This window comes from Vibrio sinaloensis (genome assembly GCF_000808535.1).
Lineage (GTDB): Bacteria > Pseudomonadota > Gammaproteobacteria > Enterobacterales > Vibrionaceae > Vibrio > Vibrio sinaloensis_D.
In genome coordinates, this window is sequence record NZ_JWLV01000006.1 from 65488 (window position 1) to 86804 (window position 21317).

Annotated in this window: 20 protein-coding genes; 10 read left to right on the plus strand and 10 right to left on the minus strand. The window is 48.9% G+C overall.

What is annotated here, in order from left to right; genetic code table 11:
- Positions 1-27: 27 nt before the first annotated feature.
- Positions 28-264, minus strand: a complete 237-nt coding sequence (locus RJ47_RS05000) for a DUF2798 domain-containing protein (protein WP_039482051.1) — start codon at positions 262-264, stop codon at positions 28-30.
- Positions 265-348: 84 nt separating this feature from the next.
- Between RJ47_RS05000 and RJ47_RS05005 the strand changes: the two genes are divergently transcribed.
- Positions 349-1245, plus strand: a complete 897-nt coding sequence (locus RJ47_RS05005; protein ID WP_039482053.1) for a LysR family transcriptional regulator — start codon at positions 349-351, stop codon at positions 1243-1245.
- Between the two features lie 40 nt (positions 1246-1285).
- Entirely contained in the window at positions 1286-2026 is a 741-nt protein-coding gene (locus RJ47_RS05010) for an SDR family oxidoreductase (protein ID WP_039482056.1), read from the plus strand.
- 72 nt (positions 2027-2098) lie between these two features.
- Here the strand turns inward: RJ47_RS05010 and gtfA are convergent, their stop codons facing one another.
- The 5 genes from gtfA to RJ47_RS05035 all read right to left on the minus strand — a co-directional run bounded on the left by gtfA (position 2099) and on the right by RJ47_RS05035 (position 8384).
- On the minus strand, positions 2099-3580 hold the full coding sequence (gtfA, locus tag RJ47_RS05015; RefSeq protein ID WP_039482059.1) for a sucrose phosphorylase: 1482 nt from the start codon (positions 3578-3580) through the stop codon (positions 2099-2101).
- A gap of 53 nt (positions 3581-3633) precedes the next feature.
- Positions 3634-4725, minus strand: a complete 1092-nt coding sequence (locus tag RJ47_RS05020) for an ABC transporter ATP-binding protein (RefSeq protein WP_039482062.1) — start codon at positions 4723-4725, stop codon at positions 3634-3636.
- 28 nt (positions 4726-4753) lie between these two features.
- Positions 4754-5935, minus strand: a complete 1182-nt coding sequence (locus RJ47_RS05025; RefSeq protein WP_005469099.1) for a carbohydrate ABC transporter permease — start codon at positions 5933-5935, stop codon at positions 4754-4756.
- A complete protein-coding gene (locus RJ47_RS05030; RefSeq protein WP_005469357.1) occupies positions 5935-6945 on the minus strand; it encodes a carbohydrate ABC transporter permease in 1011 nt (336 codons plus the stop codon). The genes RJ47_RS05025 and RJ47_RS05030 overlap by 1 nt, the downstream gene beginning before the upstream one ends.
- 86 nt (positions 6946-7031) lie before the next feature.
- Positions 7032-8384: an ABC transporter substrate-binding protein gene (locus RJ47_RS05035; RefSeq protein WP_039482064.1), complete on the minus strand. Its 1353-nt coding sequence runs from the start codon at positions 8382-8384 to the stop codon at positions 7032-7034.
- Positions 8385-8714: 330 nt separating this feature from the next.
- Here RJ47_RS05035 and RJ47_RS05040 point away from each other — a divergent pair, with 330 nt between their 5' ends.
- Together RJ47_RS05040 and RJ47_RS05045 are read left to right on the plus strand one after the other, a co-directional pair.
- The gene (locus RJ47_RS05040) at positions 8715-9746 is read left to right on the plus strand and encodes a LacI family DNA-binding transcriptional regulator (protein WP_039482067.1); all 1032 of its coding nucleotides are present in this window, start codon (positions 8715-8717) and stop codon (positions 9744-9746) included.
- Positions 9747-9777: 31 nt separating this feature from the next.
- The gene (locus RJ47_RS05045; protein WP_039482070.1) at positions 9778-11463 is read left to right on the plus strand and encodes a glycoside hydrolase family 13 protein; all 1686 of its coding nucleotides are present in this window, start codon (positions 9778-9780) and stop codon (positions 11461-11463) included.
- 54 nt (positions 11464-11517) lie between these two features.
- Here RJ47_RS05045 and RJ47_RS05050 read toward each other — a convergent pair whose 3' ends face one another.
- The 3 genes from RJ47_RS05050 to RJ47_RS05060 form a co-directional block, all read right to left on the minus strand.
- Positions 11518-12765, minus strand: a complete 1248-nt coding sequence (locus tag RJ47_RS05050) for a leucine-rich repeat-containing protein kinase family protein (protein ID WP_039482072.1) — start codon at positions 12763-12765, stop codon at positions 11518-11520.
- Between the two features lie 117 nt (positions 12766-12882).
- Positions 12883-13257 (minus strand): hypothetical protein, encoded by a 375-nt coding sequence (locus RJ47_RS05055; protein WP_039482074.1) that lies wholly within the window; start codon positions 13255-13257, stop codon positions 12883-12885.
- A gap of 9 nt (positions 13258-13266) precedes the next feature.
- Positions 13267-13572 (minus strand): monooxygenase, encoded by a 306-nt coding sequence (locus RJ47_RS05060; protein WP_039482077.1) that lies wholly within the window; start codon positions 13570-13572, stop codon positions 13267-13269.
- A gap of 131 nt (positions 13573-13703) precedes the next feature.
- Here RJ47_RS05060 and RJ47_RS05065 point away from each other — a divergent pair, with 131 nt between their 5' ends.
- The 3 genes from RJ47_RS05065 (at position 13704) to RJ47_RS05075 (ending at position 16971) form a co-directional block, all read left to right on the plus strand.
- Positions 13704-14603: a LysR family transcriptional regulator gene (locus tag RJ47_RS05065; protein WP_039482125.1), complete on the plus strand. Its 900-nt coding sequence runs from the start codon at positions 13704-13706 to the stop codon at positions 14601-14603.
- Positions 14604-14772: 169 nt separating this feature from the next.
- Complete coding sequence (locus RJ47_RS05070) at positions 14773-15339, plus strand: sugar O-acetyltransferase (protein WP_039482079.1); 567 nt, start codon at positions 14773-14775, stop codon at positions 15337-15339.
- 252 nt (positions 15340-15591) lie between these two features.
- Positions 15592-16971, plus strand: coding sequence for a sensor histidine kinase (locus RJ47_RS05075; RefSeq protein WP_231565934.1), 1380 nt, complete (start codon positions 15592-15594; stop codon positions 16969-16971).
- Between the two features lie 14 nt (positions 16972-16985).
- Here RJ47_RS05075 and RJ47_RS05080 read toward each other — a convergent pair whose 3' ends face one another.
- Positions 16986-17882, minus strand: a complete 897-nt coding sequence (locus RJ47_RS05080; RefSeq protein WP_039482082.1) for a DMT family transporter — start codon at positions 17880-17882, stop codon at positions 16986-16988.
- A gap of 114 nt (positions 17883-17996) precedes the next feature.
- On the opposite strand from RJ47_RS05080, the gene RJ47_RS05085 reads away from it, so the two are divergent.
- The 3 genes from RJ47_RS05085 to RJ47_RS05095 all read left to right on the plus strand — a co-directional run bounded on the left by RJ47_RS05085 (position 17997) and on the right by RJ47_RS05095 (position 21299).
- Entirely contained in the window at positions 17997-18479 is a 483-nt protein-coding gene (locus RJ47_RS05085) for a MarR family winged helix-turn-helix transcriptional regulator (RefSeq protein WP_038135659.1), read from the plus strand.
- 144 nt (positions 18480-18623) lie between these two features.
- On the plus strand, positions 18624-19766 hold the full coding sequence (locus RJ47_RS05090) for a sugar diacid recognition domain-containing protein (RefSeq protein WP_039482086.1): 1143 nt from the start codon (positions 18624-18626) through the stop codon (positions 19764-19766).
- Between the two features lie 180 nt (positions 19767-19946).
- On the plus strand, positions 19947-21299 hold the full coding sequence (locus RJ47_RS05095) for a GntP family permease (RefSeq protein ID WP_039482090.1): 1353 nt from the start codon (positions 19947-19949) through the stop codon (positions 21297-21299).
- The last annotated feature ends 18 nt before the right edge of the window (positions 21300-21317 follow it).

Below are 21317 nucleotides of genomic sequence, written 5' to 3' on the forward strand. Positions count from 1 at the left end.
AAAACCGAGCCAGAGTGCTCGGTTTTTTTATGCCTGCGAGGTGGAGGTCGCTGCCGCAAGCCAAGTCGCAAGTTTGCGAACCTGGGGTAAGACCGTTAGGTTAAGCAGTAATGCGCAGGGCCACGCCAGGGCGAAGCTTTGCATCCATATCGCTGGCCATTGGTCGCCAAACCCTAACTTATAGCCCGACAGTAGACCAGACATGATCGCGGCCATAGTAAAGGAGGAGAGTAGGGCTGAGAGCCAAAACTGTTTTCGATTCATAGTTTGTCCTTTATTCGCTTGTCGTGAAGAGAGAAATAAGGATATAACTAGTCATTATTGAGAAAAATAAGCACATTTAGAACCATGAATTCCATATTTGGAAATATTGATGACCTTTACCTATTTTGCTGTGTTGTTGAAGAGGGCTCATTGCTTGCTGCGTCAAGAAAGCTGCAACTTCCTGTTTCGACCATGTCGCGTCGTTTATCTGCGCTAGAGTCACGTCTCAATACCCGCCTTCTTGAAAAGCAAGGACGGGAGCTTGTCGCCACTCAAAATGGTCAGCAAGCGTTTGAGTTGCTGCGCAGCGGTATGGAGTCCATTGAATCCAGTTTTGACCAACTCATCTCAGACACCGAAGAGGTGTCGGGGTCAATTAAGTTGGCCTTGCCCCACAATTTTTACCGCGGATTTATCGCTGAAGTGGTCGAGCAGTTTTTAACCGACTACCCTAAAGTCACACTCGATTTAGTCCTTAGCCAAGAGCAAGCGGTTCCGCAGTCGGATCGAGATCTGTTGATGACGTTCGACGTAACGGGGCTTGATGAGATGATCGCTCGGCCGCTCTTTACGGCAAAACATGCCTTTTTTGCTAGCCCAGAGTATTTGCAGAGCATTGGTCAGCCCTTAACGACCTTGGAACAGCTTCCTCAGCTTGATTGGATTAGCGTTGATCACATTGTGGATATTCCTGTCTATCAAGACGATACCTTAGTGGAAATGCTAAAGATTCATCCTAGGTTGATCGTTAATGACATTATTTCGGTTTGCGCGGCGGTGGAAAAAGGACTCGGCATTGCGTCATTGCCCTTTCGTCATGTCACAGAAGAGATGAATTTGACCCGTGTTCTGCCTCAGTATCATCGCAGCGACAGACAAGCGTACCTTGTTTACAAGCAGCGGCGCTATCAACCTAAAGCGTTGACTTTATTCGTTGATGCTTTGTTGGAAGGGGTTAAAAACAGAGCCAAGATCGGTTAGGTTTACAGTGTAAAGTCAGTTGAGCTCTTAAGGATAGAAGATGAGTAAAGTCGTGATTGTGACCGGTGGTGGACGAGGAATTGGAGCAGCGACATGCGTGCTGCTCGCAAAGCAAAACTACAAGGTGTGTGTTAACTACCACTCTAATCAGCAACAAGCGCACTCGGTTGTCGATAAGATTGTGGAGCAAGGCGGCGAGGCGTTTGCCTATCAAGCGGATGTGAGTGACGAGAATCAAGTTCAAGCCATGTTTGTCGCAACTCGTCAACGTTACGGCAGCGTGACGCATTTGGTTAACAATGCCGGGATTCTCTTTACTCAATCTGAACTGCGCAACATCGACGTTAAGCGATTTAAGCAAGTGCTCGACACCAATGTGATTGGCTGCTTTGTCTGCTGCAAAACCTTTATCAATCAGTTCGATCACGCTATCGAGCATGGGGCGATTGTGAATGTCTCGTCGGCAGCCTCTCGACTTGGTGCCCCTTTTGAATACGTCGATTACGCAGCATCAAAAGGAGCGATGGATTCGATGACCACAGGGCTGTCGCTGGAGCTGGCAGGGCAGAATATCCGCGTGAATGGTGTGCGCCCAGGCTGTATCTATACCGACATGCACGCTGACGGAGGCGAGCCGGGAAGAGTTGACCGCCTTGGTCCTAATCTTCCTCTCAAGCGTGGTGGAACACCCGAAGAAGTCGCTAATGCCATTGCGTGGCTTCTCAGCGAGGAAGCATCGTATGTGACCGGCTCTTTTGTCGATTTAGCGGGTGGTCGCTAGCAAGCACATCTGCGTGACCTGCCTGACGCTCGGCAAGGGTGAACGAAGGGGCATCTTACCTGTTCGATTTGGTCAATCGGCCTCACGGTTGGCCAGTTGGTGTAGGTCGAGCGTTTTTTCTTTTTCGCCCATGTTGCTCGTTATCGACGCCGTTTGTGATGCCAAATCGACTGCCAAAGCTATCTGGCAATCTTGCTTGCTCCAAGTCATGGTCAATGATGTGCTCCCTCCTGAAACTTCAAATTCACCATCGAAAGCGGGGTGACGATTGCGCAGCTTGATGAGTTCCATTAGCCCTTTGACCACGGTTTTTTGCTGTCGTGAATGGACCTCTTGTGGCGTTAAATAGGGGCGGTTGATGTCACGGCCGACTTGGGTTTTCTTTAGCAGTTCGACGTCGTTCTCCATCGCAAATAAACCCGCGTAATAGACTTGGGGAACGCCCGGGCTGAAGAACTGAATAGCTCGCGCGATAAGGTAGTGAAAGTCATTTCTTCCCAGTGCGTCGTAATAGCTACAATTGACTTGATACAAGTCGAGGTTGTTCGCCGCTGCGCCCGTCGCCAAACGACTTTGACCGTCACTATTGGTATGGATGGATTCAACCAGACTATCAATTTGAGATGGCGTCAGTAGCCCTGATTTGTCGCCTTCGGGACCCGCATCAATAATGCCAATACCATCATGTGTATCCAACACAGTCAGGCAGTTGCGCGGCGCAATGCCCAACCAATGAATAAGCGGATCGACATCGTTAGCGGACAGAGCATGCAATACCAGCGGCGGGAGGGCAAAGTCATAGACTCGATGAACCCGTTTCGCGACATCAATCTGCGTTTGATAGTGGCTATGAATTTCGGCGATGGTTTCCATGCCCAGTTGATTGGCCCGCTGAGATAGAGCATCAATGAAATCAAACGTCTCATCGAGCATAAAGCAGCTGCTATTTGCGCGTTTGATCGCGTAGCCAGCGGCGTCTAAGCGGATAATTTTCACCCCATTGTCAGCGAACAGTTGTAACACTAGCTCGAGATACGCTTTGCCCTCGGGGTGTTCCACATTGATGTCAATTTGGTTGTCGGTAAAGGTGGTCCAAAAGTTAACTTGCTGACCCGATTTGAGCGTTTTGGCGCTAAAACAGCGGTTGGGGCGGGGACGATAAATGGCCTCTGCTTGGCTATCAGTGATGCCGCTTGGGAAGATGTCTTGCTCTTTGAGAAACAGAGACCAATAGGCGGACTCCTCGCCATAGTTAAGCACATCGATAAACTGCGGAGACTGAGCCGACGCATGGTTGACGATAAGGTCTGCCATGATGTCACAGTGTTCACTGAGCGCTTTGACATCCGCCCAGTTGCCTAAGCGTGGGTCAACCAATTGATGGTCTATCGGATCAAACCCTGCATCGCTGCCGTCGATAGGATAAAAAAACGGCAGCAGATGAACGGCGGAAAAAAGGCCGCTCAACTCAGTGGTGAGCAGTCTATTCAATGCGGGTAAATCGGCGCCACTTAAGCGGTCAACGTAAGCGATCAACTGAACCTTATTTTGCATGATAGAACGTTCCTATATCGAGTTCGCGAGAGAGCAGAAGCCAGAATCCACTATCACAAGTGTTTAAGAGAGAGACCATCTTGGTTGAAGAGGTGGATCTTCTCGACATCCGCTTTTAGATGGATCTGTTCCCCGCGATGGAAATCTAAGATCCCGGGTAACTTCGCTACTATGGCTTCCTCATGCCCCTCGGCGTTGATATGGAGCAAGGTGACTTCGCCCAATGACTCGACAAACAGCACGGTTCCGGAGATGAGCGCTTCCTCTAGGTTTGCAACAAGGAAATCTTCTGGGCGAACGCCCAATTGAAGCTGGCTTCCTTTTAGTTCAGGGTTGGCGGCAATGGGGATATCGATGTGCAGACCGCTTTCGGCGCTCACTTTGCATTTATCGCCCGCTTCAATCAGCGTTGCGGCGCTTAGGTTCATGGCTGGAGAGCCGATGAACTGAGCAACAAACACATTGGCTGGATTCGTGTAGAGCTCAAGCGGCGTACCGACTTGTTCGATTTTCCCCGCTGAGAGCACCACGATGCGATCGGCAAGCGTCATTGCCTCGACCTGATCATGGGTCACATAGATCATGGTGGTTTGCTCAAGCTGCTCTTTCAGGTTGGCAATTTCAATACGGGTTTGCACACGCAGCGCCGCATCTAGGTTGGAGAGTGGCTCATCAAACAGGAACACCTTGGGTTGGCGCACGATGGCGCGTCCGATCGCCACACGCTGGCGCTGACCACCAGACAAAGCCTTGGGTAGCCTGTCGAGGTAGGGCTCAAGTTGCAGCATTCTGGCGGCTTCCATCACTCGCTCATGAATGGCTTCTTTTGATTCTTTGGCGATGCGCATGGCAAACGCCATATTGTCATACACCGTCATGTGCGGGTAGAGAGCATAGGTTTGAAACACCATCGCAATACCGCGCATAGCGGCGGGCAAATCGTTGACGCGGGCTTGTTCAATAAAGAGGTCGCCAGAAGTGATTTCCTCTAGCCCCGCGATCATGCGTAATAGTGTTGATTTTCCACAGCCAGAAGGGCCGACAAACACAACAAATTCACCCTGGCGAATATCGAGGTCGATGCCGTGCAGAACTTGCGTGTCACCGTATGATTTGGTTACGTTGGTTAAAGCTAATCCTGTCATTTCATTATTCTCATCATTTGCAAACGGCTTATTTGACTGAGCCAGAAAGAAGTCCACGAACTAAGTAGCGTTGTAGGGTAAAAAAGACCGCTAACGGCACCGCAATAGAGACAAAGGCCGATGCGGTAAGGATTTCCCAGTTGCCGCCTCTAGAGCCGAGTAGTTCACGCAATCGTGCGGTTAACACCATGTGTTCTTCGCCGGTACCGAGGAATACCGTAGCCACCAGCAGATCGTTCCAAACCCATAAGAATTGGAAAATGCCAAATGAGGCGAGGGCAGGAAAAGAGAGTGGCAGCACAATGCGCATAAAGATTTCAAAGTCGGTAGCCCCATCTACTTTCGCAGATTCAATGATCTCGCGTGGCAAGCTGGAGATGTAATTGCGCAGCAGATAGATAGCCAAGGGCAAGCCAAAGCCAGTGTGGGCGAGCCAAATCCCAAGATAGGTTTTTGCCCCCACGCCAAAAAAGGCGCCGATATCGTTGTAGAGTCTTAACAGCGGGATCAATGACATCTGCAAAGGCACCACGAGTAAGCCAACCACTAACGCAATCAACAGGTTTCGCCCGGGCATTTTCATCCAAGAGAGTGCGTAGGCCGCGTAAGCTGCAATCAATATCGGAATGATTGTGGCGGGTATGGTGACGGTTAGGGAGTTGATAAATGAGCGACCAATCCCTTCTGCGGTCAGCACTTCTTGATAGTTATCCAAGCCGAATTTGGGAGGCACAACAGCGGTAAAGAAAATTCGCTTGCCTCGCGAGCCAGTAAACGGCTCGGGTGAGGTCATCTGATATTGGCCGTTTTCTGCAACTGTGAGTGTGCCGTCATTTCGCATTTGTGCCACTTCGCCAGGTTGGTAACGGGTAGGCTCACGGGAAGAAAACCCAAACGCGCTGATGGTACTCGGCTTACCATCTACCAGCAGTTGGCCTTGAAGAACATATCGATCCCCTTGTTTCACTTGCTTGTCTGGCACCTCGGTACGCTCTACCAAGTTCTGCTGCGAACTGGTGAGAGATGTCCACCAACCGGAAATCGCCAATTGGTCTTTGTCACGAAACGACGAAATAAAAAGACCCGCTGTGGGTAAGGTCCACAGCACCACAATCACGAACACCGAAAAGTGGACCAAAAGCGTCAGCGGTGAGCGCCTAAGTTTGCTCATGCTGAATGTTGCGTTACTCGCAGACGTTGAATCTGACATTAGCGATCCTCCATTTGCGCGCTCGCTTGGCGCATGTTCCAAACCATCACTGGGACAACGGCAACCATAATGATCACCGCAATGGCAGCTCCGCGTCCGAAATCACCGCCGCCTCGGAACATCCAGTCAAACATCATGTTCGCGAGAACTTGGGTGCTCCATTGGCCGTTGGTCATCGCCAAAACAATATCGAAAACTTTCAGTACCAAAATGGTGATGGTGGTCCACACCACGGCAATGGTGCCCCAAATCTGTGGAATGAGAATCTTGAAGAAGATTTGCACCCCACTCGCGCCATCAAGAACAGCGGCTTCTACTGTCTCTTCTGGGATGCCGCGCAGTGCAGCGGAGAGGATCACCATCGCAAAACCGGTTTGGATCCAAATTAAGATCACCATCAAGAAGAAGTTGTTCCAAAATGGGATCGTGATCCAGGCTTGCGCGGTGCCGCCAAACGCTTCAACCACGGCATTGAGAATACCGATTTGCTCTGATCCAGGAGCGCGATAGTCGTAGACAAATTTCCAAATGATGGATGCACCGATAAACGAGATTGCCATCGGCATAAAAATCAGACTTTTGGCGATATTGCCCCAGCTGACTTTGTCTGTCAGAGCGGCGATAACCAGACCGAAAAACGTCGACGCCGCAGGGACAACCAGCAACCAAAGTAAGTTGTTAAACAGCGATTCGCGAAATTCAGGGTCGTTAAAGAGCCATAGGTAATTGGCGAGGCCAACAAATTGGTCGCCGTTTCTGTCGTGCAGAGACAGCACAATCGACTCAAATACCGGATACACCAGATACAAACCAAGAAAACTCAAGGCAGGGCCAAGAAACAACCAAGGACGAATGGATGCGGCACGTCGCAAGTTGCGAGCCATGGTTTGATTGGAGACGTTTTTGGTTGGAAAGATCACACTCAGCAACCAGTTGGTGCCCAAAAAGTAGACTACGCAACTGGCTACGCCCAACGCCATGATAAAGAGTGAGGAGTAAAGCTGTTCCATTGCTATTTCACCTATCGCTGTCGAATTCGTTCTCGAGGCAACAGAAAGCCGATAGAGCAGTGCCTATCGGCTTTCGACGTGGGAGGTTACTTCAACGCATCCCAAGTGGTTTGAACGTCGTTGGCAACGTCTTGGGCTGATTTACCACCACTGTAGTCCACCATGCCTGTCCAGAAGGCGCCTGCGCCAATTTTGCCCGGCATCAGATCAGAGCCATCGAAGCGGAAGGTTGTCGCTTGCAGCAATATCTCCCCCTGTTTTTTCAACGTTTCATTGCCATAGGCATCCACGTTTGCTCCTTTATGCGGCGTTAAGAAGCCTGATTGCGCCATCCAAATTTCATGGGCGATTGGGGATTGCAAGAATTCCATAAAGGCGCGTGTCGCAGGTGAATCTTTAGTGATGCTCCACATGGTACCAGCGCCGAGTACTGGCTTACCTAACGGTTTCGATTCGTAGGCAGGGAAGTAGAAGAAATCAACGTCTGCACCTAACTGAGTGCCTTCAGGGAAGAAGCTCGGAATAAAGGAAGCTTGGCGATGCATGTAACATTTGACCGGAGAGGTGAACAATCCTTTTGGTGAATCGCGGAAGTCGGTTGCAGCAACTGCGCGAGCGCCGCCATCAACAAAGGCATCGTTGCGTACAAACCAACCGAATTCTTCGATCGCGTTGACCACTTTGGCATCGTTAAACTTGAGCTCGTTGGTGACCCATTTGTCGTAGTCCGCTGGCGATTGAGTGCGCAGCATCATATCTTCTACCCAGTCTGTTGCCGGCCAACCTGTTGCACCGCCCGAGCCTAAACCAACACACCAAGGGGTTTCGCCATCTTTGACGATTTGCTCCGTCAACGCTTTTAGCTCTTCCATGGTTTCAGGGACTTCGTAGCCCGCATCCTCAAAGTTTTCAGGGACGTACCAAACCAGCGATTTCAAATCGACCTTGTAGAAAAATCCATACAGCGCGTCTTTGCCATCTTTACCGGCAAAGGTCCCCAAATCGACCCATGAAGAACCTGCGGCATAGTTATCATTGATCCATGTTGCTGTCTTTGGCTCTAGGGGGGTCAAGAAGCCTTTAGAAGCGAGATCGGCAGCCAAGCCTGGCTGAGGGAAAATCGCAATATTCGGCGCACTGCCAGCTTGAACATCGATGGCGATTTGTTGCTCAAACGAGTCTGAACCAGAGTAGTTCACTGTGGCGCCTGTAGCGGCTTCAAAGTAAGCAATCACGCTTTCAACTAACTCTTTATCTTGAGTAAGCCAAGGACCAAAGATGGTGATGGTTTGACCTTTCAGATCTTGACTCTTCAAAGCCTCGTAGCTTTGCCAATTGAAGCGAGCGTCCTCGCCGGGAGTATATTTTAAATCAGCAGCGATGGTAGGGAGGGACAGCACCGCGACAGCAATCGAACTAGCAAGTAGAGTGGTTTTCATTGGTTAGACTCCGTGTTCAGATACCTAATTAACGTTTCTTGTTATCAAACCGAACTTTGTTGAGATGACCGTTTATGGTGGTTATCTCTTAATCGATTAAGTTATCACTAATCAAAATAGAAGCACTTCCAGAGATTGCTTGTTTTTTAGCCTTATGTTGTGCTTTTGATCATATTTACTGCTGTTATTTTGAACAAAAGTTGATCGACTTCAAAGTTGATCAGTTTGCTTCTCTGCTTCGAGTACTGGTTTTTACTTAATCGTTTTAGACTTTAAAAAAATTGAGGCTACCTTTGCCTACAGAACAAGACGTTTGGACTTAGCCCTATCATGCAAAATAAAAAGCCGACACTTAAAACCGTAGCTGAGTATCTCGGGGTTTCCACCGCGACGGTGTCGAATGCCTTTAACCGACCAAACCAGCTCTCTAAATCGCTGCGAGAGAAGATTCTCTCAGAGTGTGAAAACCTCGGTTACAGTGGACCAAGCATCACTGCGCGCAGCCTTCGTACTGGTAAAACAGGGGTGATTGGGCTGTTATTGGCTGACAACCTTGCGTTCAACTTTACCGATCCTGTTGCGACGGAATTCCTTGCGGGGATTTCTCAATTGCTTGACCAAGAGCACGTCAACATGTTGATGCTGCCGTCCAATACTGAGAATTATCAGAACACTCAAGTCGAGACGATTCCAGATAGTTTTATTGTGTACGGCAAACCGATGGACGCCAACGTCATGAACTTGATTACGCGTCAGCGCAAACCTTTAGTGACGGTCGATTTTTGTTGGCCAGAGATTCCCTCGATTAACGTTGATAACGAACAAGCCTGTTACGACATCGCAAGCCACGCTATTCACAGCCCTGATGACCATATCTTGATCCTTGGTTTGCGCTTGGAATCGACCAATGCACTGGCACTGGCCAATCTAGACAACCTGTACACAGAGGAAGAATCGGTGTCGAGATGCCGCTTTGAAGGCTACAAACGGGCGATTCACGACAAGGGGGCGACGCTGGATGTGGATAATGTGTGGCAAATCCACGAGCTTGAGAAACCGGTTCTAAAAACCATGTTGCGAGGCGCGTTGACCTCACCGCAGTGTCCCCAAGTGCTGTTGTGTATGAGTGACAAGATTGCTCTCGCAGCCCTTGAGGTGACCCAAGAGCTCGGTTTAATCGTTCCAGATGAGATTCGTATTGTCGGATTTGATGATATTCCTGCCGCAGAGTCAGCCGGATTAACCACGGTCAGACAGCCGATTATGCATAAAGGGCAGCTTGCCGCCCAAATGGCGATGGGGCACATCCCATACCAAACCATGGTACTCGACACCGAGTTGATGATTCGACGTACCAGTTAGGCCTGTATAACCCATTTAAGGAGCAACGATCATGAGTACGCAGCAACTCGATAAGCGCTGGTGGCACAATTCGGTTGTCTACCAAATTTACCCGCGAAGCTTCAATGATGCGAATGGTGATGGGATCGGTGATATTCCTGGCATCATCGACAAACTCGACTACATCGCAGAGCTGGGCGCCAATGTCATTTGGTTGAGTCCTGTGTATCAATCGCCGATGGATGACAACGGCTATGACATCTCCGACTATCAGAAAATTGCCCCTGAATTTGGCACCATGGCCGATATGGATAGGCTGATCGCTGAAGCGGATAAGCGCGGTATCAAGATTGTGATGGATTTGGTGGTCAACCATACCTCTGACGAACACCCTTGGTTTATTGAATCACGCAGCAGCAAAGATAGCCCCAAACGGGATTGGTATATTTGGAAAGACCCTAAGCCTGATGGCAGTGAGCCAAACAACTGGGAGTCTTTTTTCAAACCTAAAGCTTGGACGCTTGATGAGAACACCGGGCAGTATTACCTGCATTTGTTCAGCAACAAGCAGCCTGATCTCAATTGGGCGAATCCAGAAGTGCGTGAAGCCGTCTACGACATGATGCATTTCTGGCTGAAAAAAGGACTGGGTGGCTTTCGTATGGATGTCATCAACATGATTGGTAAACCCTCCGATTACCCCGATGCGACGATCTTCGATCAAGGGGTTGCGGGGTGGGAGCATTGGTCCAATAACTTGTTGGTTCACCAATACCTGCGTGAAATGCACGACAAAGTCCTCAAACATTATGATGTGTTAACCGTGGGAGAAACGCCTTTCACCACCACCCTAGATGGGCGTTATTACTCGCATCCTGATCGCAATGAAATCAGCATGATATTCCAGTTCGAGCACGTCAGTATCGATAGGGAAGAGCACAATGCGGTGAAAAAACCGTTCGATTTGGTTCAATACAAAGAGATCATGACTCGTTGGCAAGAAGACTTGTATCAAAAAGGCTGGAATAGTCTCTATTGGAGCAACCACGATCAGCCTCGTACGGTTTCGCGCTATGGATGTGACTCTGCGAAATATCGCGTGGTGAGTGCGAAAATGCTCGGCACGGTACTGCATATGATGAGTGGTACGCCGTACATCTACCAAGGTGAAGAGATTGGCATGACCAACAAGCACTTTGACTCTATTGACGAGTTCAATGACTTGATGGCGAAATTCCACTATCAAAAAATGCGTGACAGAGGGGTAAGTGATGTGGATGCGCTGGCCTTTTTGAACGATTTTTCACGCGATCACGCTCGAGTCCCTGTACAGTGGAACGATCAATTAAACGCTGGCTTTACCACGGGGACGCCATGGCTGCCCGTCAATGACAACTATCCAGAGATCAACGCGGAACAGGCGGTTAAGGATGACGACTCGATTTATCATCACTACCGCCGCTTGATTGCTTTGCGCCAAGGAGAGCAGTACGGTGACGTGATTGTGTATGGCGAGCATCAATTGCTGGACCCGCAAGACTGTGAAGTCTACGCCTACATCCGCAGTCATCAAGGCAAATCACTGCTGACTATTGCAAACTTTAGTAGCAACAGTGTGGTGAGAAGTTATCCCGGCAGTGTCAAACAGCAAGTGATCAACAATTACCCAGAGACTGTTGAGAGCCTAACGGAAATGGCATTAAAGCCTTACCAAGCTTTGGTGATTGAACTGGCATAATCAAAAAAAGCCACCTTGCGAGGTGGCTCTTTACACTGTAAAGCGTGAGGAGGATTAGGCGATCAATTTTGTGAGCTTTCGCAGTGATTGATACGCGGCCGTTTGCTGCTCTTTTGCTTGGCAAACTGAAAGTAAGTCATCAATAAAATGGCTTAGCGCTCTGGCCTCCACTTTTCTTACCCCTCTTTGCTGCGTTTCGGTCAGGTAGTCATAAACCGACGCCGCGCCAAAATCGCCGAAAATCATCTCACACTCTTGATTGATTAATACGTTGTGGGCATAGAGATCGCCATGGCAGACCTTGTTGTCGTGCATGTGATTGAACACGTCCACCATTTGATCGACGATCTTCTCAATTTGTCTGACCGACAAGCGAAACTCTGGTTTGAACACATCGCGAGTGCAAGTTTCCAGTGTGGGTGGCAAACCAAGGTTGACGTAGTTATCAGGGATTAGCTTCATCACCAAAGCAAGAGATTCAGCGTCATCCACCAAACCAATCGACGCCACCAAGTTGTCATGCGAACCCGTTTGTAGGCAGGCTTGCAACTCATCTTGTGGGTAGCCGTCGCTCGTGACTTCGCCTTTAAACACTTTGACTGCGACTTGGTCAGGAAAATCGTAACGGCGATCTAGCCAATCGGCGTGCGAAATCACACCAGAAGCGCCTTGACCTAACACATGGTTGAGTCGGTAACTGTCAGGCGAGACTCGCGGAACCGCAGCGGTAGTCACGACTCGCTCACAGAACGGGTTGCCAGCAAACGCCATCCACGCCAGTTTAGGCAGAGTCAACAAAACATCAGGGAAGTGAGTGAGCTGATTGGCGGACAGTCTCACCAGTTCAAGGTTTTCTAGCTGGTCAAAACTGGTGGGCAATACCTTGATCATGTTTCCAGCAAGCGCCAGTTTTCGCAGGCGAGGTCGATGACCGAGTGCTTCTGGAAGTTGCTCAATTTGGTTGTCGGTCAAAATCAGCCAACGTAGCTGCAGAGGCAATGCATCGCCTGATACGCGGGCGATCTTGTTACTTTTGAAGCCAACCATCTCAAGCTGTTTGCAACGGCCGAGCACCAAAGGTAAATGCGTAAAACGGTTTTGGGAGGCGAAAACAATGGTCAGTTTAGGCAGTTCGGCTAACCAGTCAGGGAGGTCGGTCAGTAAGTTGTTTGATACGTCTAAGATTTCGAGTGAATCGGCCAAAGAGAGGATCTCGTCGGGTAGTTCGGTAAGCTGCTCTGAGAGTTTAAGCCGATGTATGCCGCGTAACTCGCCGCGTTTGAGTTGTTCTACTGTATGCAAACTGACGGCCTATAAGTGCTCGTGAATAGGAAAAGAGCGCGTATTCTACGCAGGTTGAATGCAAAAGGCGAGGTGAGCCTATCTGCGCTTAACAACAGTCGCAAATAGGCGTTGGAATTATGATTGCTTGATTAGCTGTCGATAGCTAAGCAAAGACAACAGAGCGAAGAAGGCTGGATCGCTCCAGCCGAAGCCGACAAAGATCCCTGTCAATCCAGCATAGCCAGTTATTACGACACCAAGCAGGTTGGTGACAAGCAGTGCTTTGAGTAGCTGTTGCATTGTCTCTTTGTGCTCTATTGTTCTTAGAAACAGGCTTACTGCCGCTACACCACCGAGAAAGATACTTGTGTGCTGAGACAGAAAGTAAGCGTACTTATCGTTAATCTCTACACCATACATTGGCCACATTAGGGTCGGCAGAAAAAACAGTGCGAATGCAAACACAGTGTAGATGCTGCCGTGTACGGTTAAAAACAGTCTATTGGTCATAGCGGTTCCTTACAGGCCAACTGGCCCACGATTGATCTCAGTCAGTGGCTGATTGATGTCAAAAATAACGCCACGCACTTCTGCAACTCCCATTTCTTTTAGTCGAGCGGCATGCATGTCTAGGTAATTTTGTGCGCTGATCTCATCTTGGAAAAGATAGATACCCCCACCTCGCTTTTCAGATTCGTTTTCTGTCCAGATTTTCCACATCATGCCGGGTTCTTGATTAATTGACTCCGCTAGACTTACCAATGCGCGAGACATCTCTTCGCCCATAGGGCCATGATATTCAAAATCGACTTGCAGTAATTTCATCTTAGTTTCTCCAATTGTTGTCTGTTGTGAACGCGTATTGCTGTTCGATGGAGATATTGTTGTCTATATAAATTAAACAGAAAAGTTCATAATATTGCGCTTTAATGTCTAAAAAACTGACAGGTTGTGTGATGAGGTTGAAAAGTACACTTGAGCAATGGGTTACGCTGAAGGAAGTGGATAGAGCGGGCAGTATTCAAGCCGCAGCTTCGGCTTTAAACAAAAGCCATACCACCCTGATTTACTCGATCAAAAAGCTTGAAGACCAACTGGGCGTTAAGCTGGTGGAGGTGAAGGGAAGACGCGCCACAGTGACTGAGCATGGCCGTTCACTGCTTAGAAGAGCGAGCAGTATGCTTGAACAGGCCAGAGAGCTGGAAGACTTAAGCCAACAAATTTCAGCGGGTGTCGAGTCAGAGATTATCGTTGCGATGGATCACCTCTGCGACCCGAGCCTGCTCTATCAACCGATGGCAGAGTATCTTAGTCAAAACAGTACCACCTCGATTCAAGTTGTAGAGACTTCGCTGTCTAAAACGACAGAAATGGTGACCAGCGAGCAAGCGGATATTGCAATAATTACTTTGCCGGTGACCAACTATCCTGCCGAAGCTTTTTCGATGACGAGTATGTTGCCCGTTGTCTCAAGTAAGCACCCACTCGCAAGTCAAAGTCAGGTTTGTATGGCGGATTTTGCCACTCATTGCCAAGTTGTCATTCGCGATCTGGGGGCGACTCAGGTTGAGAACAAAGAGCAAAATGTCGGTTGGTTAAAAGCGAATCAGCGGATAACCGTCGACAATTTTGACCATGCATTTCGAGCGGTTGAGCAAGGCGTCGGTTTTTGCCGCTTGCCAGAGCACATCATCAAGTCAAGAAACACAGGCCATCTAAAGGTGCTTAAAGTCGAGCACAATGAAAAGTATCAAGTGCCGCTGCATATCACCCTTCCGAAAGGAGCCAAAACGGGCCCGGCAGCCAAATGCTTCTACGAATTGTTATTAGCAAAATCGGCAAAAGGCGAATCTTAACCTCTGAAAACATAACGGTGAGTCATTACTGACAACCCCCCGTTTACGTCGATATGACGCAGAAGGTGACCTATCACACGTCGTGTTAATTTAGTGATTTAATCTTTTTATTAGCCGACATTGGTATGCGATATTTCGACGGTAGTTTTAAGATTAACGGGTAAGTGATATGAGAAGCGAAAAAGAGAAAATGCTTGCAGGTGAGCCTTATGAAGCGTGGGACGAAGAACTATTCAACGAACGTATTGAGTGCCGTAAGGTGTTGCAAACACTCAACAATAGCATTCCAAATACCCCAGAGTGGCGAAGCGCTGTTGACCGTTTGATTCCGGATTCCGAGGGGGCGTATCTCGAACCGCCATTTCGTTGTGATTACGGCTCGAACATAAAACTCGGCAAAAACTTCTACGCTAATTTCAACTGCGTGGTGCTCGATGTGGCAGAGGTGCACATTGGTGATAATGTGCTGTTCGCGCCGAATGTACAAATTTACACGGCAGGTCATCCATTAGATGTAAAAGGGCGCGTAGAAGAGGGCGTTGAGTTTGGTACACCGATTACGATTGGTGATAACGCATGGCTCGGCGGCGGTGTGATCGTTTGTCCGGGCGTTACCATTGGTGCTAACAGTGTCATTGGTGCCGGTAGCGTAGTGACGAAAGATATTCCTGCGAATGTTGTCGCGGCAGGCAACCCGTGCCGTGTTATCCGTTCGATTGATCAAGGTGACCTTTAGAGCTCTGCTGGGAGAGCCTACCCGTAACATTGCCCAGATGATAAGACAGCCTTCAGCATGTTGGTGGAAGACGCCTCTTTCTCTTTAAAGCCTGCCGCCCCTCACAGCAGGCTTTTTCATTTCTAAGATATAAAACGCCCGCCGGTTGTGCTAGGTTGTCCACTTTTCGTTGCGCTGGCGTGCAATCAAGCGTGTTTTATCTGCTGCCAGCTCGATAATATTTTGACTGATGCTTTGGATTCAATGGCTCCCATGATGGTAAAACGCAAAAAAAGTCGCTCAATCTTCACCTATCTCTACCTGACGGGAGTGGTCAGTATTCTGGGTACCATTACCTTGTTTACCAAACTTACTGACGGCTACATGCTACAAGGAGACATTGATTCGTTTGTTGAGAGCTCTGCCATTCATGTAAAGCGTTACCTCGAAGCCAAGGGCGAGCCAGATGGGCTATACGAAAGGCTAAACAGTCAAGACGAGTTGGTGTTCTATAACTACACACTCTCATTGGTGGACAACAGTGAAGTGGCGGGCGAGCGGTGTAAAGAGTGCGTGATGCTTGTCAGTGACACAGGACCCAAGGTGTACGTGCGTGACGACGACTATTTCTCTTCTGCGTTACCCATTCCCAACAGCGACAAGTTTTTACTGCTGACTGAAATTGAAGAGCCCTCTCACACTCACGAAGAGTGGTATGAGGATGAAGATACACAGTTTTTTACCGCCCTGTTTACTCTGATTGGTTTGGTGATCGGGCTTCTGATATACACGCCGCTTGTGATGGTCAACCGCCGTGTTAAAAAGCTGCTCCACACGCAGCGCGTTTTTGGTCAGGGAGATCTGAGCGTGCGCGCTGAGCCGAGTGCTCTGTCACCGATGAAAGAGATTGTTGAGAGTTTCAATTACATGGCGGACGATATTGAAGCTCGCGTCAAACAGGCGCAAATCTTCTCTTACGCTATCCCGCATGAGATTCGAACGCCGTTGACGCGTATTCAGATGGCCAGTGATCTGCTAAGGCGAGAGGATACTGTCGATAAAAACGACCTATTTGATCAAATAGACCGTTATATTGGCGATATTTCACTGTTAACGTCAGACATCCTCAAACTGGCAAAGCTGACCAACCAGCATGGAGAAATGCAGCTAGAGCCGACCCGTTTTTCGTTGGTAGAGCTCTGCCAAGATCGTATCCAAGTTACCGCGGAGCCGGGCAGCGCGACGTTTGTTATTCAACACGAATTGGATAACCCTAAGGTCTATGGCTGCGATTGTTACGCTAAGTTGGTGCTCGATAATTTGATCAAGAACGCGAACAAATATGGTAAGGGTAAAGTTGAAGTGTCGATCGAGCAGGATCAAACCTGTTATCTGATCCATGTTGAAGACAACGGTGAAGGGATACCTGAAGAGAAACAAGAAGAAATCTTCATCGCCTTTTCTCGTTTGGATGCGAGCCGAAACTTAAATCAAGGCGGCTTTGGTTTAGGTTTGGCGATCGCCAATCAAGCGGCGAAGAATCTTGGCTGGCGATTGGCCGTCAGCCAAAGCTCACTCGGCGGTGCAAAGTTTTCCATCACTATCCCGAAAGCGATGGAAAACCGCGCTGTATCCACTTGCACGCCTTGTTGATGACGCTTACCACTCTAAATTTCTGCATGCCTTTGTGCTTTGGCTTGGGAGCGCAAGCTGTCTACCACTTGGGGAAACAGCGACATCGCGATCATGCCTACCATTAAGCTGTATTGCACGGGGGTAAAAGACTCACCGAGCAATAGCAGCCCAGATACGATCCCCGCCACAGGGTTAGCAATACCGCCAAAGGTAAAATCGACCACAGACATGCGTTGCAATAACCACACATAAAGGCCGTAGCCCAGCGCAGTATTGAGTAGAACAACCCAAAGTAGCCCCAGCACGTTGGTCATCGAGAGCTGCTCAATCGCCATGGCGTATTGGGCGGGTTGAATCATGCTATGGATGATGGCAGCAAGCGTTAGGATTGCGCCGCCCAGAATCAGTTGCCAGCTCAATACTGTCCACCAGTGAATACGCTCACCCAGTGATTTGGTTAATGAACTGCCGACAATAATGCAGCTGATCGCGCCAAGCATCGCCGCCAAACCAACGGGGTTTAAGCTGATGGAGCGTGGATCAAACAGCATCCAAGCTAGAGCAATCAGTGCCGCCCCACTGACCGCCTGCAGTCGACCCGGGCGTTTTTTGTATCGCAACCAAGTGTAGAGCATCGCGAATACGGGCACTGAAATCATTCCCACCCCAGAAATGGCTGATGGCAGCGTGAGCGCCATAACAAAGATCAGAACAAAGAAGGTGGCAATGTTGATAAAGCCCAAGCGTACTAGAACGCCCCAATCTTGTGCCTTAGGTAAACTGGGTTTGAATGCCAGAAGCAGCAGGCCAGCAGGGAGCGCTCTTATCGCCCCTAACAACAATGGCGGCCAATCCGCGAGTGTGTATTGGGTAACGGCATAAGTGGTTCCCCAAAAGAAGGCGGGGATCATCGCAAGCAATATGTTCATTATTTATCTTCATATTAAGATACTTTAAGTTAAACTTACTCCTCACATTGCTGTTTGTAAAGTATCTTTATGTTAAGATACTTCGAGTTTGCTATGGGAGTAAGAGAGAGATTCATGGATGCGATAGATAAAGTGGTGAGCCAGTGGGCCGATGAGAAGCCAGATTTGGATACTCAGCCTATGGCGATCATGGGTCGCTTAATGCGAATTGCAAAGTACATGGAGTCTGAGGTTGCAGAGCTGCACAAGCGATATGACTTAAAGCTCGGTGAGTTTGATGTGCTCGCGACTTTGCGTCGAAGTGGCGCGCCGTTTCGTTTAACGCCTTCAGAGTTGATTAACTCTATGATGCTGACGTCGGGCGCCATGACCAATCGGCTCGACAAGTTAGAAGCCAAAAGTTTGATCAGCCGTCAGCACAGCAAAGAAGACCGTCGCAGTGTGACCGTTGAGCTGACTCAAGAGGGGCTGAAGTTGATTGACCAAATCATTGAGGAGCATGTGGGCGTGCAGACTCAGTTAGTCGCCGGACTGAGTCATGAGCAACAGACTGAGCTCAATGTGCTGTTAAAACACTGGCTAGCCCAGTATGAATAACCTGAACTAAATTGTGCCTGAGGGAGAGCCTCGGGCATTTTTTTATTCTCTCTGTGAGCGGGTCGAATTTGCCCTGCGTGATTCGAGGTGCCCTTGTGATATGTTAAGCAAAATACCGATAGTGGGTGATCACAAGGCGCACCGATGCAGTTAAACACGCTAATTGCTCGCCAAATCGTAGAGCGAGCGACAAAAATTATTCAGTTTCCCGTTAACGTGATGGATGAAAACGGACAGATCATCGGCTCTAGTGACCCTTCCCGTTTGCACCGCACCCATGAAGGCGCGCTCTTAGCGATCCACGATAATCGTACGGTTGAAATCAACAAGACCGTAGCCAGCACCTTAAATGGCGTCAAAGAGGGGATCAACCTCCCTATTCTTCACCAAGAGTTGGTCATTGGTGTGGTGGGCATATCAGGTCAACCCGATGAAGTCAGGCGCTATGGTGAGCTTGTCAAAATGACCGCTGAACTGATTGTCGAACAAGAAGCCATGATGGCGCAGATTCAGTGGAACAAACGTCATCGTGAAGAGTTACTTCTCCAGCTTATTCAAGGCTCTACATTAAACGAAAACCAACTGCTATCGATTGCTGAGCGTTTGGATCTCAATCTTTCTCAACCCCGAATTGCCGCCGCAGTGAAAGTGATCCCAAAAAAAGGGCAGCCTTTAACGCTGGAGCATCTTCAGAAATTGGTCCACTTGCTCGAGTATCCAGAGCGAAACAATATCGTTGGTATCGTCTCGGTATCGATGAATGAAGTGGTGGTGCTCAAACCCGTGACATTGGTTGATGGTATTTGGAATCACATGGAAGAGCGGCGCCGTGTGAAAAAGCTTCTTAAGCGCGTAGAGCAAGAATCGGACTTCTCGATCCAGATCGCGATGGGGCAGTATTTCCCGGATCTGGCGGGTTTAGCGCGTTCTTACGATACCGCCAAAGCAACACTAGATGGCGCAAAGCAGAGCAAAGACGCCATTCTTTTCTACCAAGATCATAAGCTATCGGTGTTAGTGGGGGGCTTAAAACAAGACGAGTGGAGGCAAGCACAGCTACTAGAGCCATTGGTCAAGCTCCAACAACAAGACAGCAAAAGCACATTACTTAAAACACTCCGCATATTTTTTGACCAAGATTGCGATCTAGCTCAAACTTGTGCAGCGCTACATATTCACCGAAATACACTCCGTTACCGATTGGAAAAAATAGAAGAGGTGACTAATCTAAAAATCAACAAGTTAGATCATAAGATACAGTTATATCTAGCCTTAAAATGCTTGTGATTATCATTGGGTTATTGTGCAATTTGACAATTCATGTTGCGTTTTGAATTGATAAATTTGTCACTTTGCATAAAGGAATGTGGATCGATTCGCTCAATAATAGCCCCGTCCCTACAGACACCCTGAGTGTGTGAAACGACTTCACATACCCTGAGTAAACCAATAATAAACGGAGTTATCATGAGTCTTATCCTAATCTTGCTGGGGGTGGTAGCCTTTATCGTCCTCGCAACCACCAAATTTAAGTTACACCCCTTTTTAGCACTCATCGTTGCCGCCTTTTTAGCTGCATTTGCCTATGGATTACCGGCAGATAGCATCGCAAAAACCATCGCTTCCGGCTTTGGCGGTATTTTGGGCTATATCGGCTTAGTCATTGTTTTGGGCACCATCATTGGTGTCATCTTAGAAAAAAGTGGCGCAGCCATTACCATGGCCGATACGGTTATTAAAGTGCTTGGCGAACGCTCACCAACACTCACCATGAGCATCATTGGCTACATCGTTTCGGTGCCTGTGTTTTGTGATTCGGGATACGTGATTTTGAACTCGTTGAAAGAGTCGCTCGCGAACCGTTTAAAAACCTCCAGCGTGGCGATGAGTGTGGCATTGGCAACCGGTCTCTATGCGACGCACACCTTCGTCCCGCCAACACCGGGTCCAATTGCGGCCGCGGGTAACCTTGGTCTTGAATCTAATCTGGGTTTGGTGATTGGTGTCGGTATCTTTGTGGCGGCGACCGCAGCGATTGCAGGTATGTTGTGGGCAAATCGATTCAAAGATGTGGAGCCTGATGGCGGTGATCAGTTAGCTGAAGCAAAAAAAGATTGGAAAGAGCTCAAGGCGTCGTATGGTGAGCTGCCGACAGCGGGCCAAGCGTTCGCACCTATTTTCGTCCCTATTCTTCTGATCTGTTTAGGCTCTATCGCTAAGTTCCCAAGCCTGCCGTTAGGTGATGGCACTGTGTTCGATGTTCTCTCTTTCTTAGGCCAACCGCTGACGGCGCTGATTATTGGCCTGTTCTTATCGGTTCGCTTGCTAAAAAGTGACAACAAGGTGGAAGAGTTTGGCGAGCGTATTAGCCAAGGAATTACGTCAGCAGCGCCAATTCTACTCATTACTGGTGCGGGTGGTGCATTTGGCGCCGTGTTGAAAGCGACGCCGCTCGGCGAGTACTTGGGTACTACGTTATCAGCGTTGGGCGTTGGTATCTTCATGCCGTTTATTGTGGCGGCTGCATTGAAGTCTGCGCAGGGCTCATCAACGGTTGCGCTGGTCACGACTTCCGCTTTGGTGGCTCCAATGTTGGCACAACTCGGGCTAGACTCTGAAATGGGACGAGTGCTGACGGTGATGGCGATTGGTGCCGGTGCGATGACGGTATCGCATGCCAATGACAGCTTCTTCTGGGTGGTATCTCAGTTTAGCCGTATGTCGGTTGGCTTGGCGTATCGCGCACAAACCATGGCCACTTTGGTACAAGGCGTGACAGCCATGACGCTAGTTTACATTCTCAGTCTTGTTCTGCTGTAGCAAGCCAATATAGGAAAC

Coding starts and splice junctions, on each gene's coding strand:
- gtfA (WP_039482059.1), bottom strand. CDS start 3,580: ATGCAAAATAAGGTTCAGTTGATCGCTTACGTTGACCGCTTAAGTGGC.
- RJ47_RS05070 (WP_039482079.1), top strand. CDS start 14,773: ATGAGAAGCGAAAAAGAGAAAATGCTTGCAGGTGAGCCTTATGAAGCG.
- RJ47_RS05095 (WP_039482090.1), top strand. CDS start 19,947: ATGAGTCTTATCCTAATCTTGCTGGGGGTGGTAGCCTTTATCGTCCTC.
- RJ47_RS05085 (WP_038135659.1), top strand. CDS start 17,997: ATGGATGCGATAGATAAAGTGGTGAGCCAGTGGGCCGATGAGAAGCCA.
- RJ47_RS05075 (WP_231565934.1), top strand. CDS start 15,592: ATGATGGTAAAACGCAAAAAAAGTCGCTCAATCTTCACCTATCTCTAC.
- RJ47_RS05065 (WP_039482125.1), top strand. CDS start 13,704: ATGAGGTTGAAAAGTACACTTGAGCAATGGGTTACGCTGAAGGAAGTG.
- RJ47_RS05080 (WP_039482082.1), bottom strand. CDS start 17,882: ATGAACATATTGCTTGCGATGATCCCCGCCTTCTTTTGGGGAACCACT.
- RJ47_RS05005 (WP_039482053.1), top strand. CDS start 349: ATGAATTCCATATTTGGAAATATTGATGACCTTTACCTATTTTGCTGT.
- RJ47_RS05040 (WP_039482067.1), top strand. CDS start 8,715: ATGCAAAATAAAAAGCCGACACTTAAAACCGTAGCTGAGTATCTCGGG.
- RJ47_RS05025 (WP_005469099.1), bottom strand. CDS start 5,935: ATGTCAGATTCAACGTCTGCGAGTAACGCAACATTCAGCATGAGCAAA.
- RJ47_RS05010 (WP_039482056.1), top strand. CDS start 1,286: ATGAGTAAAGTCGTGATTGTGACCGGTGGTGGACGAGGAATTGGAGCA.
- RJ47_RS05000 (WP_039482051.1), bottom strand. CDS start 264: ATGAATCGAAAACAGTTTTGGCTCTCAGCCCTACTCTCCTCCTTTACT.
- RJ47_RS05045 (WP_039482070.1), top strand. CDS start 9,778: ATGAGTACGCAGCAACTCGATAAGCGCTGGTGGCACAATTCGGTTGTC.
- RJ47_RS05030 (WP_005469357.1), bottom strand. CDS start 6,945: ATGGAACAGCTTTACTCCTCACTCTTTATCATGGCGTTGGGCGTAGCC.
- RJ47_RS05020 (WP_039482062.1), bottom strand. CDS start 4,725: ATGACAGGATTAGCTTTAACCAACGTAACCAAATCATACGGTGACACG.
- RJ47_RS05035 (WP_039482064.1), bottom strand. CDS start 8,384: ATGAAAACCACTCTACTTGCTAGTTCGATTGCTGTCGCGGTGCTGTCC.
- RJ47_RS05060 (WP_039482077.1), bottom strand. CDS start 13,572: ATGAAATTACTGCAAGTCGATTTTGAATATCATGGCCCTATGGGCGAA.
- RJ47_RS05055 (WP_039482074.1), bottom strand. CDS start 13,257: ATGACCAATAGACTGTTTTTAACCGTACACGGCAGCATCTACACTGTG.
- RJ47_RS05090 (WP_039482086.1), top strand. CDS start 18,624: ATGCAGTTAAACACGCTAATTGCTCGCCAAATCGTAGAGCGAGCGACA.